At 43.9% G+C, this 13343-nt stretch carries 13 protein-coding genes; 1 reads left to right on the top strand and 12 read right to left on the bottom strand.

What is annotated here, in order from left to right; genetic code table 11:
* Window positions 1-413: 413 nt before the first annotated feature.
* From K6T91_06010 to K6T91_06065, 12 genes are all read right to left on the bottom strand, one after another.
* On the bottom strand, window positions 414-692 hold the full coding sequence (locus K6T91_06010; GenBank protein ID MCL6472351.1) for a DnaJ domain-containing protein: 279 nt from the start codon (window positions 690-692) through the stop codon (window positions 414-416).
* Between the two features lie 374 nt (window positions 693-1066).
* Complete coding sequence (locus tag K6T91_06015; protein ID MCL6472352.1) at window positions 1067-1978, bottom strand: FAD-dependent oxidoreductase; 912 nt, start codon at window positions 1976-1978, stop codon at window positions 1067-1069.
* A 25-nt stretch (window positions 1979-2003) separates the two neighbouring features.
* The gene (locus tag K6T91_06020) at window positions 2004-2240 is read right to left on the bottom strand and encodes a glutaredoxin family protein (protein ID MCL6472353.1); all 237 of its coding nucleotides are present in this window, start codon (window positions 2238-2240) and stop codon (window positions 2004-2006) included.
* A 72-nt stretch (window positions 2241-2312) separates the two neighbouring features.
* Window positions 2313-2984 carry a BON domain-containing protein gene (locus tag K6T91_06025; GenBank protein MCL6472354.1) on the bottom strand — a complete coding sequence of 224 codons (672 nt, stop codon included), beginning with the start codon at window positions 2982-2984 and terminating at the stop codon, window positions 2313-2315.
* A 189-nt stretch (window positions 2985-3173) separates the two neighbouring features.
* Window positions 3174-4448, bottom strand: a complete 1275-nt coding sequence (locus K6T91_06030) for an amidohydrolase family protein (protein ID MCL6472355.1) — start codon at window positions 4446-4448, stop codon at window positions 3174-3176.
* A gap of 70 nt (window positions 4449-4518) precedes the next feature.
* Window positions 4519-5346, bottom strand: a complete 828-nt coding sequence (locus tag K6T91_06035; protein MCL6472356.1) for an MTAP family purine nucleoside phosphorylase — start codon at window positions 5344-5346, stop codon at window positions 4519-4521.
* Between the two features lie 210 nt (window positions 5347-5556).
* Complete coding sequence (gene mqnC, locus K6T91_06040; protein MCL6472357.1) at window positions 5557-6624, bottom strand: dehypoxanthine futalosine cyclase; 1068 nt, start codon at window positions 6622-6624, stop codon at window positions 5557-5559.
* A complete protein-coding gene (locus tag K6T91_06045; GenBank protein MCL6472358.1) occupies window positions 6624-7454 on the bottom strand; it encodes a menaquinone biosynthesis protein in 831 nt (276 codons plus the stop codon). Before K6T91_06045 ends, mqnC begins: the two co-directional genes overlap by 1 nt.
* Window positions 7455-7491: 37 nt before the next feature.
* Complete coding sequence (gene mqnE, locus K6T91_06050) at window positions 7492-8589, bottom strand: aminofutalosine synthase MqnE (GenBank protein MCL6472359.1); 1098 nt, start codon at window positions 8587-8589, stop codon at window positions 7492-7494.
* Window positions 8590-8827: 238 nt separating this feature from the next.
* Window positions 8828-9442, bottom strand: coding sequence for a UbiX family flavin prenyltransferase (locus K6T91_06055; protein ID MCL6472360.1), 615 nt, complete (start codon window positions 9440-9442; stop codon window positions 8828-8830).
* A 3-nt stretch (window positions 9443-9445) separates the two neighbouring features.
* On the bottom strand, window positions 9446-10342 hold the full coding sequence (ubiA, locus tag K6T91_06060; protein ID MCL6472361.1) for a putative 4-hydroxybenzoate polyprenyltransferase: 897 nt from the start codon (window positions 10340-10342) through the stop codon (window positions 9446-9448).
* Complete coding sequence (locus K6T91_06065; GenBank protein ID MCL6472362.1) at window positions 10311-11756, bottom strand: menaquinone biosynthesis decarboxylase; 1446 nt, start codon at window positions 11754-11756, stop codon at window positions 10311-10313. Before K6T91_06065 ends, ubiA begins: the two co-directional genes overlap by 32 nt.
* Before the next feature lie 650 nt (window positions 11757-12406).
* Between K6T91_06065 and K6T91_06070 the strand changes: the two genes are divergently transcribed.
* Entirely contained in the window at window positions 12407-13321 is a 915-nt protein-coding gene (locus K6T91_06070; protein ID MCL6472363.1) for a cation diffusion facilitator family transporter, read from the top strand.
* Window positions 13322-13343: the final 22 nt, after the last annotated feature.

Consider the following 13343-nt stretch of genomic DNA (forward strand, 5'->3'; position numbering starts at 1 on the left):
TGAGAGATTGCATGCTACTACGAGAGTCAACTGTTTATTAGTCTTATCTTTTTGTCCGGCACTAGGGGTGCAGTCCACTGAGCAGTGGCCTCATAAGTGGGCGTCGTATAGGCAGTCGCCACTACTGACGAGAGGAAACAAACCAGCACGCCCATTATAATTAAAACTTTTCTTTTCTTTATAACTTCTAGAAACTTAAGAAGCTAGTACGATTCTTTCAAGCCAGTATTACCTCTAAGATTAGTGTAAAATTAGTGATAGAATTTTAGGCGATCATTCCATCGATCTTCTACTCCTATCAATACCTTAAATCATACTGGCTTAAACTTTTTGCGTTGGACTAATTTAAGATTGTTTATTAGTAGAACTTCAGGATAGTTAAATCGGTAGCATGGCGATAGCACCAATGCGGATTACCGCAAATATTTTCTTGCTAATCCAAGTAAGCCCTCGCTCAAAAATAGTTCCCACATCTGCTGCCTTCTTTGCCTGTCATAAGCAGCGCGCTTTTCATCATCTGATAGAACCTCGTAAGCTTCCCTAATCTCCATCCATTTCTTGGACGCCGCTTCTCTGTCCTGAGCTGGATTTTTGTCTGGATGATACCTTAAGGATAATGCTCGATATGCTTTTTCTATTACCTCTCTAGAGGCCTGGGGGTCTACTTCTAAAACTTTATAGTAGTCAGTCAATGCGTAATCCTCCAGATCGGTTCTTAATGAGTATTTTTTGAAAATTGCTGCAGTTACTTGTTGCTTGTTTTCATTAGCTGGCAACTGGTAACTGCAGCACTGACCGCTAATGGGTGACCTTGGCACCCTAATTATACTATGCAAAAACCCGTCGATGACAGTATAATTAGAAACAGCAGAGAGGTGCCTCCTGGCTAGGCTTAATTCCAAAGCAGTATCATAAGGTGAATAATATGCGCATTATCGAGTCATTTAAAGATTTTATTAAGAATGAGGATCCTATCGTTTGGAAGAGCCTGATTATAGCTTCAAGTTTAACGCTTGCTTTTTATATCTTTGTCTTGATCTATACCAGGTAGAAATAGTAAACTTAGCTACTCTGGTAGCCTTACTAAATAATCGTAAGCGGTAAGCGCTGCTTTTGCGCCTTCGCCTGCCGCTATTATAATTTGCTTTTCCGGAACATTTGTTACATCGCCTGCAGCAAAAAGACCTTCTACATTAGTGCGATTGCTGCAATCCACCATAATTTCCTGTCGTTCATCCAGATTAACTAGCCCTTTAACAATTGCCGAGTTTGGCTCTGAACCGATCTCGACAAATATCCCCCTCACAGAAAGCTCCCGTTCTTCTCCTGTTTTTCTTTCTTTTATCTTCATCCACTCTACAAAGTTATGCCCTTCTACCGCTGTAACTTCGTAGCCTTTGTAAACCTCAATATTTGTCGCTCTTAAGACTTTCTCTTGAAGAACTGGATCTGCACTCCAACCGGCTATTGATATTATATAGACCTTCTTTGCAATTTTAATCAACTGCTCTGCGGATTCGAGAGCCGCGTTGCCCCCGCCGATAACGGCAACATCCAATTTTGAAAAAAGCGGTGCATCGCATGTAGCGCAAAAGCTAATTCCCCTTCCAATAAACTGATTTTCGCCCGGTACATTTAGCTTGCGAGGCGACCGCCCGGCAGCTACAATCACGGTCTTTGCCTGAATAACCTCTCCGCCCTGGATAACAACATTGAAAACCGAGTTTTCTTTAGTTATTTTCTCCGCAGTTTTATATACGATAGGTATGTTGAACTCTTCAACTTGCGCCTCAAATTTGGCCATAAGCTCCGGGCCTGAGATTATATTGTATCCCATATAGTTTTCTATATCTGCACTCCAGGCAGCCATACCCCCTATGTTTTTAGTTAATATCATGGCATCTAATTTCTTTCTAGCTGCATATACTGCGGCGGTCATTCCGGCCGGCCCTGCGCCAATTATCACTAAATCCCTCAAAAATATAGACCCCCCGTCACCGTTATCAAGCAGCCAAAGCTGCTTCAAGACTTCCGCGGTCGTAACCAATAATTACTTGCCCGTCAATAACTGTGACCGGTACGGCCAGTTGCCCAGAAACCTCGACTAGCTCACTAACTCGAGCTGGGTCAGCAACCAGATCTATCTCTTCATATTCAACGCCCATATCGGTAAGAAAATTCTTTACCAGCGTGCAAAAAGCACATGTAGGAGTTGTGTAAACCTTTACTGTTTGCGCCACCTTGCTAACCTCCTGGTTCTTTGCCAATTTGTTCCTAGCGCAATATTACCGTGCAATTAGCAGCTTGCACAATTATGCAGCAGGTCTTCGAATACCGTGAACGTGAAGCTCGTTTAGTACATCAACCACACCGGGCACAGAGAATGCTACAAATTCCGCGATTCTTTTTTGCGTAAAATTAGGAACCTCACCAGTTAGAGTCACAACGCCATCTGTAACATCGACTTCCATCTCGGTAAGGTCAAGTCTCGTATTCTTAATCAAAGCGGCTCTAACATCACGAGCTATCTCTGCATCAGCGATCTTCATCTCTGGTTTTACCACAATGTGGTTTACAACATCAATAACACCGGCAACCCAGCGCGCATCGTTTTCGGCCTCTTGCTTTTCTACCCGAGACTTCACAGTTCCTCTTAAAAACACAACACCATCAATCGTCTCTACACTTATCCCTGCCCAATCAACCCATGCATCAAGTTTAAGATTTTGAATAACGTTTTCCGTTATTTCTTCATCGCTTCTAGCAATCGGCGGAACTACGCGGATATTATTTATAACATCTGCGACTCCCCTGACTCTACCGGCTATCTCCTCTGCTAACACCTTCTCGTTATAGGTATCTACCTGTCCATCGAGAGTTATCACGCCGGGCTCTTCGCTGCTTACTCTTATCATCGATTGATCTATTCGTGTATCTGAAGCTAGTGCTCGTTCAACGTCATTGACAATATTAGAGCTTGCCATCTCCGTTATGACCTCCTTTTTTACTTAAAACCCAGGTTAAATGGTTTTCTACCCGAATAGCGAATTTTGAAAACCAAGGGATTGTCTTGAAACGCCAATGTTTCAACATGTCAAAGTCAGTAAATTAAAAGCACCGGCATTTAAGTACTACCTGGCTTCAGCACTTAAAAATACTTTATTGTAGGATTTTTACCTGCTGTAAACTATCTTTCCACCGAGGATAGTATGAGAGATTGAATATTTTGAAGCCTCCTCAATTATATAGGTATAAAGATCGGTAGTAGATTCGGCGATATGTTCAATAGCTATAAAATCAGCCCTTTTGCCAGGCTCGATACTGCCTAGCCTGTCATCCAGACCAAGTATTGCAGCCGCCTCCAGAGTAATCATTTTTACCAATTGCTCGGCACATAGACCCGGCTGCCCTGCCCCGCCACCGGTCTGTTTTTCATAAATAGCAAAGACCTTTCTCGCTTCTGCAAATAAATCCAGATCAGGATTACTTGCCAGACTATCTGTGCCGATGCCAAACCTTAAACCATGTTCAACAAATTTGTGAATTGGTGCTTCGCCCGACCCCAGTAATTCATTTGATGTCGGGCAAACCGCAACTGCGACGCCGCTAGAGCCGAGCAACTCGATATCATCATCGCTTAGCCAAACACCGTGTGCTGCTATAAGCGATTCATTTACTAAACCGCTATCAGCTAGAAATTGCGCAGGTGTCACACCCGATCCACCATCCCTGATAATCTCAAGCTCAAGTCGCTTGCTAATCGCAGAAGCAAGCGACCCTGTACCGTCCCTTATCAATTCAACTTCAGGTTGAGTCTCAGCCAGGTGCACAGTTATTGGCAAATCGTAATCCCTCGCAATGCCTGCACATACTTGGAGGGCAGATCGTGAGAGCGTATAGGGTGAGTGAGGCGACAAGCCTAATTGGAAATTGTCAGCTTCTATAATGCTCTCCGAGCTCTTTATTTTTTCAAATAAATCAACAACTGCATCTTTAAGGTTTCTTTCATCAATACCGACCGCTTCTATATATATAACAGAAGGCAAACCGACCTCAGCTACAGCTTGAAGCCCAAGTCCTGTTCGGGTAATATCTGCTGTACACGTTATCCCGGATTCCAGGTACTTTTGGACACCCTTGCGCGCTGCCGTAAGCCAACCATCCCTCGTCATGCTGCGTCCAGCCTCTATAATTCCTCCAAGCCACTCCGAAAAAGGTGTTGGCCTGGCAAGGAAATCAAACGATGAGCATTCGAGATGACCATGAAGGTTAACCAAGCCTGGCATGATGATTGCGCTACCAAAATCGATAACTTCTTCCTCTTGATTATCATCAAGCAGGCTATCGATATCGCCAACAGCTGTTATAAAACCATTTCTTACTAAGATAGCTCCTCTTTTGATTGGCAAACTTGAGATCGGAAGAACTGTATTTGCTGTATAGATCATGTTTATTTCACCTTTTAGCCCTTTAAAGGAACCTCATACTAGGCTCACATACTATTGGCCTTTTCGCCCTCTAATTGCTTTCTTTCAAAAGAGTTGGTTTCCTTAAGCTTGCACATTCGCAAGCCGAACTTTCACTAATTGAACGGAGAGCCTGGATAATAATCCTGCTTATCACCCTGGACTCGCTATAGAAGATATCGGATAGCTCCTCATGCTTCCAATCTTCAACTATACCTTCGGCATAGTTGACTACTAAGTAGACGCCAGCATAGCACGCGCCTATCTCTCTCGCGAGGTAAACCTCAGGACAAAGGCTTTGACCCACAATGTCCGCTCCCCACTGTTTTAGAACAGATACCTCAGCCGGGCTTTCGAAGTGACGGCCGTCGGTTACTGCGTATATCCCACGCTCAAAAACCTTTGCCGGAGCAATCTGCTTGGCTGCCTGAAGCAAGTTGTTGTGTAAATCCGCACAAATCGCCTTTCGCATAATAAGTAGATAATCGGAGCCAAGACTTACATCTTTTCGCATGGAGTTATCGATATAGTCAGTAGGGATTATTATGTCGCGTGGATTCAAAAGATGGTTGATTGCACCAACGCCACCCTCGGCAAGTATCTTCTTAACGCCAGCTTCTTTAAACACCCAGAAGACCTGTCTTGAAGCATCGGCCCTGCTCACTCCCGATCGCCATCCATGCATTTTGCATGTGAGAGTTAATTTGTCACCTGCTTTGAAATATTTAAAAGGCGGACTATCCCCAAACGGAGTATTAAAGACAAGCCCATCATCGATGATATCAACATCAGGCTCATTTAAAGCCTCCGGAAACTTTATAGAGAATGTGCTTGACCCGCCGATTATTGCGTATGGCGCTTTAGGTATGTTAATGCTCATTAGTATTCAACACTCCAAACCATATGATTGCACTTCGATTTTATAGACGTTTTGCGGTACTGCCATGCTGCGGTTGCCAGTTGCTGAAAGTAAATCGAAAAGTTAAAACCTTCATATATATTTCCGGTATATTATTGAGATTCTTCGACTCAGGCGCTTGCATTACATTGCACTACAATTCAACATTCGAACTTCGAAATTTGTAATTTTCTAGAATCTCTCTATTACCTCATATACCGTATTTCTTCTTGCAGCACGTTTTCCTGTTGCCTGTATAAGGCGTATCATCTCTTCCTTCGACATGGCATAAGCAACTCCAGCCGCTCGCACCACGTTTTCCTCTATCATTATGCTTCCCAGGTCGTCTGCGCCAAATGAGAGGCTTAGCTGGCCGATTTCTTTGCCTTGAGTGACCCATGAGCCCTGTATGTGTTTGACATTATCTAAAAACAATCTTGCAACCGCCAACGTCTTCAGATATTCCCGTGACGAGATAGTCTTTCCCCCAAGCTCTGTGTTGCCCGGCTCATACGTCCAAGCTATAAAGGCTCTAAAACCGCCGGTTTTGTCCTGGAGATTCCTTATTTTGCTCATATGCTCGACTCTATCTTCTATAGTATCGGGACCGCCCATCATCATAGTAGCCGTGCTCTCAATGCCCAATCCATGCGCTTTTTCCATGATTTCAAGCCAGCGCTTGGCCGATACTTTATTTGGACTGACATTTTTGCGATAGTGGTCTACCAATATCTCGGCACCTGCCCCAGGCAATGAATCTAGACCTGCATCCTTTAATCGCTTTAATGTCTCATCCACACTAATACCCGATATATCGGCAATATAGGCGACCTCTGGGGCACCAAAAGAATGGATAGTTATCGAATATCGCTCTTTAATGCTCTTGAGAAGGTCTTCGTAGTAATCAATTTTTAGATCCGGATGAAGGCCGCCCTGCATCATTATCTGCGTACCTTCTAATTCCAAAGTCTCCTCTATTTTTTGGAATATCTCTTCTTTTTCTAAAAGGTAAGCATCGGGGTCATTTTTGTCGCGGTAAAAAGCACAAAACCTGCACTTGCTCGTACAAATATTGGTGTAATTAATATTGCGGTCGATAATAAATGTTACGGTATCTGGATCGTTGAACATGCGCTCTCTTACAGCATTTGCAGTAAAACCTAAAGCCAACAGGTCACCCTCTCGGATAAGGAAGACCGCCTCTTCTTCAGTTAGCCTTCGCCCTTCAAATACCTCGTTTAATATTTTGCCCTGATCCATTATACCTCCACAAACTCCAGCTTCGGTATTTCCTGGATGAAGCCGAGTTCATATGCCCTCGTCGCATAGGCAAGTAAATCCTCCTGGTAGGCGGCATCTAAATCGAAGCTTAAAGTCTGAAAATAGTTCTTCATAAAATCGGCATCAAATATTTCCCATCTTGATGAGGCCTGCGCTATTTCATCAACCTTCTCAATGCTGTATTTCATGGACTTCATAAACGCATGGTAAACTTCTGCTACAAGATCAGGGTTCTCTGCTGCAAATATGCGCCTTACCGCCCACACTGCAAAAACCATACGCCGGCCTGTAAGCTCCTTCCACTCCCTACCCAGGTCGTAAAGATAAAGATCCTGCGGAGGTTTATAAAGCGTGCGAAGGGCATCATCTCCGATAAGAAGCGCGCCGTCTGCCTCCATCATCATCTGCGGAAGGTCGGATGGGCAGACGAAGTATTTAGGTGACACCTTATATTTATCGCGCAAGATAATCCGGGTAAGTGCCTGAGATGTCGCAGATGTGTTAGTAAGTGCAACAGTCCGCCCGTCCATCTCGCCAATCGGAACTTTGCTTACAAAAAGAATGCTTTTGACTTCGCCATCTGCCGCCACGGCAATATTTGGCAAAAGCATTAAATCCTTATAGTTACGGCAATACTCAATTGAAGATATCGGACTTATATCGAGCTTACCTTCAATTAACATCTTATTTAGCTCAGTTGGCGTGCCTTTTATAAGTTCAACATCCATTAAAACATTGTTATGCACTAAACCGTAATAAAGCGGTAGACAATTTATAAACTGTATGTGACCGACTCTTGGCCTGAACAAGAGAGCTCCCCCTTATCTATTGCCCTAAATGACCCTTTTACTTATAAACCTTTATCACATTATATAGCGTATCTCTCTCGACCGGCGTGCGGCCTGCGTCTTTAATAAGGTTAATTAGCTCTGATTTTTCGATATACTCTTCAGTTGTTGCGCCGGCCATGTGAGTTATTTTTTCTTCGACTACGGTGCCATCAAGGTCGTCTGAGCCAAAATCTAGCGATAGCTGGGCTACCTTAAGACCAAGCATGATCCAAAATGCCTTGATGTGGTCAAAGTTATCCAGCATAAGCCTTGATATCGCTATTGTTTTTATATCATCATAAGCAGTCGTTCTTTTTATATCCGTCAATTCGGTATTGTCTGGATGAAATGGCAGCGGTATAAAACTCTGGAAACCTCCAGTTTCATCCTGCAGCTCGCGAAGTTTAAGAAGGTGATCTATTCGCTCTTCTTTCGTCTCAACATGGCCGTAGAGCATGGTCGCATTAGAGCGCAAGCCTAGCTCGTGAGCGGTTCTCATAACCTCTAGCCAGCGCTTTCCGCTTACTTTATCGGCGCAAGTGATCCCACGCACACGCCCGCTGAATATCTCTGCACCGCCACCGGGCAGCGACCCAAGTCCTGCTTCTTTTAAGGTCTCCAGTACCCCGCGGACATCCATACCGGTCAGGCGGGTAAAATAATCAATCTCAACTGCAGTAAAAGCCTGTATATGGATATCTGGCAGAGCTTCCTTACATTTTCTTATCACGTTAAGGTAGTAATCAAAAGGAAGGTCCGGGTGCAGACCGCTTACAATATGAAGCTCTGTCGCGCCTATGGATGGTGCCTCGAGGGCGCGCTCAAGGGCTTCATCGAGGGTCATTGTGTAAGCATGCGGCTCGTCTTTATCCGCGCTAAATGCACAGAACTTACATCTATTTACACAAACATTGGTCAAATTGATGTGTCGGTTGACGTTAAAGTAGGCATAATTTCCAGTCTTTTTCTCTTTTACGTATCTTGCAAGGCCGCCCAAGAATAGGAGATCTTTAATTTCATAAAGAGCTAGTCCATCCTCTTTGGTAAGCCTCTGCCCAGACATCACCTTTTCTTCTATTTCTTTTAGGTTGATGGTCGCAGTAGTAACTAACATAAAATTACCTCCAAAATTAGAGCTTGCGCGTAATACAAAATGCAAAATTAAGTATACATACTTCTATTAATTTATCATTCTGAGCGAAGTCCCTTAGTATAACGGAGGGCTGGAGTCGAAGAATCTAAATAATTTATCAAAAGTTACTGCTCTTGTTACTTGCTTTCAATAACTGGTAACGGCAGCACTGCAGCACGGATTTATCAATCAACAATTGCAAATCGACAATCGAAAATCCCTACCCCCACCGTGTAAACAAATTGTGCTCCACGCCCAACTGATCAAGTACTTTGCCCACGACAAAATCAACGATATCTTCTATAGTTTTTGGACTATTATAAAAAGCAGGCATCGCCGGTACTATTTTTGCACCCGCCTCCTCTGCCTTAAGAAGATTCGCAAGATGGATGCGATTCAGCGGCGTCTCCCTTGGCACTATTATAAGCCGTCTGGACTCCTTTAGCATAACATCAGCCGCTCTTTCTATTAGACTTGACGATATACCATTGGCTATGGCGCCCAGTGTCGCCATGCTGCACGGTATGACCACCATCCCTGATGAAACATGTGAGCCACTACATATCGGTGCCATTAAATCATTATCGCTGTAATATTTTAGACGATGTGCCACATCCAATCTATCCAACCAACCAGCTATCTCCGCAGAGGCATTGTCCTCGTTAAAGGAGAAGCCAAGCTCATGTTTGATTACAAGTTTTCCTGGCTCGGATATGATCAGTGATACATTGTAGTCTTGCTCTAAGAGGACTTGCAGAAGCCGTTTGCCATATATTGAGCCGCTGGCGCCGGTTATTGCAACCGTGTATTCCAAATCACTTTTTATGTTGGACAGCACTCAAGCCAGCCCCTTTAGTAAGTATCTGGCTGCGAAATCTAGACCTGTAAATGCAAATATTTGAAGACTAATAATCCCATTCATAGTAAAGAATGCCATGTTTACCTTCGAAAAATCATCCGGTTTTACGAGCCGGTTCTCGTAAGCCAGCAGCAACGCTGTAAGCATTACGCCGAAATAATAAACCGCACCTAATTTAAATGCTATACCAACTGTAAAAAGCAGGATTACCGTTAAGACGTGAAAGGATCTCGTCACCAAAAGCGCCTGCTTTACACCAAAAACTGCAGGGATAGAAAAAAGTCTGTCGCGCCGGTCAACGTCGATATCCTGGCAAGCGTATATAATATCAAAACCGGCAGTCCAAAGCATAACCGCCGCTCCAAGTACGACAACTGGCCAGCTCAACCCATTGGTAATAGCAATCCAAGCCCCAATGGGTGCAAGCCCGAGGCTTATCCCAAGAACTACGTGGTTTAACCAGGTAAAGCGTTTTGTATAGGAGTATATAACTAGCGGTAGGACTACCGCAGGCCAAGCTATTCGTGCAAGGGGTGCTAGCTGGTATGTTGCGACAAAGAACACGATAAGGCTTACAACTGCAAACCCCATTACGTATGTTGGTGTAAGTTTTCCGGCCGGTATGGCGCGATCCTGCGTGCGGGGATTGCGGGCATCTATTTCGCGGTCGATATAGCGGTTCATCGCCATTGAGAAGCTTCTTGCTCCTACCATCGCAACTGTAATCCAAAGAAACTGACTTAAGGTCGGCAGACCATTTGCTGCAAGCATCATTCCCATATATGCAAAGGGGAGAGCGAATATAGTGTGCTCAAATTTTATCATCTCAAGAACTGTCCTGAACTTACCCAAGTCCGTATTCACTCCATTTTTCATCTACCATGCGTTTTGTGGCTTCATCCATCTCGATATCATCCGGCCACTCCCGGGTGTGGCCTTCTTCAGGCCATTTCTTGGTCGCGTCGATGCCCATCTTAGACCCAAACCTCGCCATGTTTGATGAGTGGTCAAGCACATCAAGCGGTCCCTTTACTACCATGATATCACGGGCCGGATCAACATTGTTAAAGACCTTCCAAAGGACCTCGGACATGTTCTGCACATCGACTGTTTCATCAACCACGATTATCATCTTGGTAAACATCATCTGGCCCAAGCCCCAAAGCGCGCTCATCACTTTGTAAGCATGGGCAGGGTAGCTTTTCTTTATCGATACAACCGCACAGTTGTGGAATACACCCTCCAATGGTAGGTTTAAATCCTTTATCTCGGGCAGTGCGGCCTTTAAGACCGGCAAAAATATCCTCTCGGTTGCTTTTCCCATATAGCAATCTTCCATCGGCGGCTTACCGACAATTGTTGCCGGATAAATTGCGTCCTTGCGCATCGTTATGCACTTTATGTGAAAGACAGGGTAATAGTCTGCCAGCGAGTAGTAGCCGGTGTGATCGCCAAACGGTCCCTCCCAGCGCTTCTCCTCGGGGTCGACATATCCCTCAAGGATAATCTCTGCGTGCGCTGGAACCATTAAATTGACTGTTTTTGCCTTTACAACCTCAACAGGCTTTCTGCGAATAAGACCAGCAAAAAACAACTCCTCAATATGCGGCGGAAGAGGAGCCGTTGCTGAGTATATCGTTGCAGGATCGCCCCCAAGTGCAACCGCAACCTCCATAGGCTCTCCTCTTTTTTGATATTTGCGATAATTCTGCGCACCATCATGGTGCTCATGCCAGTGCATACCGGTTGTTTTGCCGTCATATACCTGCATGCGATACATGCCAAGGTTTTGCCTTCCGCTTTCAGGGTCTTTTGTTATGACAAGCGGCAACGTAATAAATTTGCCACCGTCCTGCGGCCAGCATTTCAAAATTGGAAAGTCGTCGAGGGAAAAATCATCGGTTAAAACAATTTCCTGACACGGAGCATTTTTGACTTCTTTAGGCTTGTAATCAGCTATATTTTTTAGCTTAAGTAAAGCCGATAGCCTTTGCCAAAAAGTTTCCGGTTCGCCATCAGGTAGTAATTCAGCCAGCCTCTTCGGAACCTCATCTAAGTTTTTTGCATCGAGGGCCAGGCTCATCCTCTCATATGAACCAAAGGTATTTATAAGAATAGGATATTTCGAGCCTTTTGGATTTTCAAAAAGAAGAGCCGGTCCATATTGTTTGCTTATCCTATCGGTTATCTCTGTAACCTCTAGGCTTGGGTCAACTTCGGCGTTAATCCTCTTAAGCTGGCCTATTGACTCCAAGAAACTAATAAACTCACGCAGGTCACGGAATGCCACTCTACATCCATCCACCTTTTCAATTCATTAAAGTGAATTGTAGCGTAAACATTGATTAACTTGCAATTTAAGCTCCTGAACACGCTGAAGTTTTGAGCGCAAGATAGGGTCAAATAACTAAGCTCCAACAAATCCTTATTAATTATAAATCTTTTGCGGTCAACCTCGTTCGTAACGTTAGCGCAAGTATTATTAAAGCGCGGCTAAATTTTTTAGCAATTTTTAAACTTGTGTTGACAGATATTTTTCTATCTGGTAAATTATAAATAGACCCCAAGGGGCTGGACGAGAAAAGACTTAAGAAAATGAACGTACCAGCAGCGGCCTTGAGGTGGGACATGAGATATAAAGTGGTCGCAAGACCACCATTGGACGAGTGTCTACCGAGAGGAACGAAACGGGAAGTTCAGGAGTATGAGTCGGATTAAGGAAGGTTCCTTGGGGTTCTTTATTTTTATCCATTTCTTTTATCTTACCTTTTTATTCCTCTTGACTATTTTAATGCTTAATAATATTCTTCAGCAGATAGGCTTTTTTAACGGTTTACCAATTAATGCATGGCAAGTAGGCTTGTAATATGTACCCAACCTGTAACAGTTTTGTCTAAATCTTAATTAAGGCGCAATAATATTGGACAAGCTATACGGTCAATGATTTGGGTAAAACCTCAACAGTATTTTATAGAGGTGTCAGGTTTGGACTCTCATCCAAGGTACAATAGCATTCGAACGACGCTCATACTCGTACTTATACTAAACCTTGCAGTTGCACTGACAAAAGCAGGATACGGCTACCTGACTAATTCGGTAAGCATGCTTGCCGATGGGTTTCACTCTCTCTTCGACGGAACTTCAAATGTTATTGGACTTGCAGGAATTTATATTGCTTCTAAGCCGGCCGATCTAACCCATCCATACGGCCATGCAAAATACGAAACAATCGCCTCTTTAGGCATTGGCGTGCTCTTGTCAGTTACTGCTATCGAGATATTTATGTCCGCTTATCACCGAATTTTTAGCGGGACAATACCAGAAGTTACAACAGCAAGCTTTGTGATAATGCTAATAACTATGGCAATAAATTTGAGCGTCACGACTTATGAAGGAAGACGGGGTAAACAGCTCAAGAGCGAGCTTCTTATATCAGATGCAAAGCACACACGAAGCGATATTTATGTTTCTTTATCGGTCATTGCAAGTCTAGTTGCGGTAAAGCTAGGGTTTCCGCTAGTCGACGTGGTAATTGCATTTATTATTGCCGGTATTATTGGTTATATGGCTATATCTGTGTTTAAAGAAAGCTCCGATGTACTATGCGATGCTCGGGTGATTGAAAATCACGAAATACACGCAGTTGTGTCTAAAATTAGCGGTGTTCATGAAAGCCACGCCATAAGAACGCGGGGCAAAAAGAGCGAAGTATATGTAGACTTACATATAGTGGTCGATCCCAAACTTAACGTCGATAAGGCACATGACATTGCAAGCAAAGTAGAAGAAGAAGTTAAGAAGTCCTTCCCGGATATTACCGATGTTCTGGTTCACGTTGAACCGCATGAACATTAGCTGAAATAGCACTGACTGAAAT

It is taken from the genome of Bacillota bacterium, assembly GCA_023511485.1.
Taxonomy (GTDB): Bacteria; Actinomycetota; Aquicultoria; order Aquicultorales; family Aquicultoraceae; genus CADDYS01.

Excerpts from the sequence above, each read along its gene's own strand:
- K6T91_06025 (MCL6472354.1), bottom strand. The coding sequence starts at position 2,984 with ATGGCAAGCTCTAATATTGTCAATGACGTTGAACGAGCACTAGCTTCA.
- K6T91_06030 (MCL6472355.1), bottom strand. The coding sequence starts at position 4,448 with ATGATCTATACAGCAAATACAGTTCTTCCGATCTCAAGTTTGCCAATC.
- K6T91_06035 (MCL6472356.1), bottom strand. The coding sequence starts at position 5,346 with ATGAGCATTAACATACCTAAAGCGCCATACGCAATAATCGGCGGGTCA.
- mqnC (MCL6472357.1), bottom strand. The coding sequence starts at position 6,624 with ATGGATCAGGGCAAAATATTAAACGAGGTATTTGAAGGGCGAAGGCTA.
- mqnE (MCL6472359.1), bottom strand. The coding sequence starts at position 8,589 with ATGTTAGTTACTACTGCGACCATCAACCTAAAAGAAATAGAAGAAAAG.
- ubiA (MCL6472361.1), bottom strand. The coding sequence starts at position 10,342 with ATGAAAAATGGAGTGAATACGGACTTGGGTAAGTTCAGGACAGTTCTT.
- K6T91_06070 (MCL6472363.1), top strand. The coding sequence starts at position 12,407 with ATGATTTGGGTAAAACCTCAACAGTATTTTATAGAGGTGTCAGGTTTG.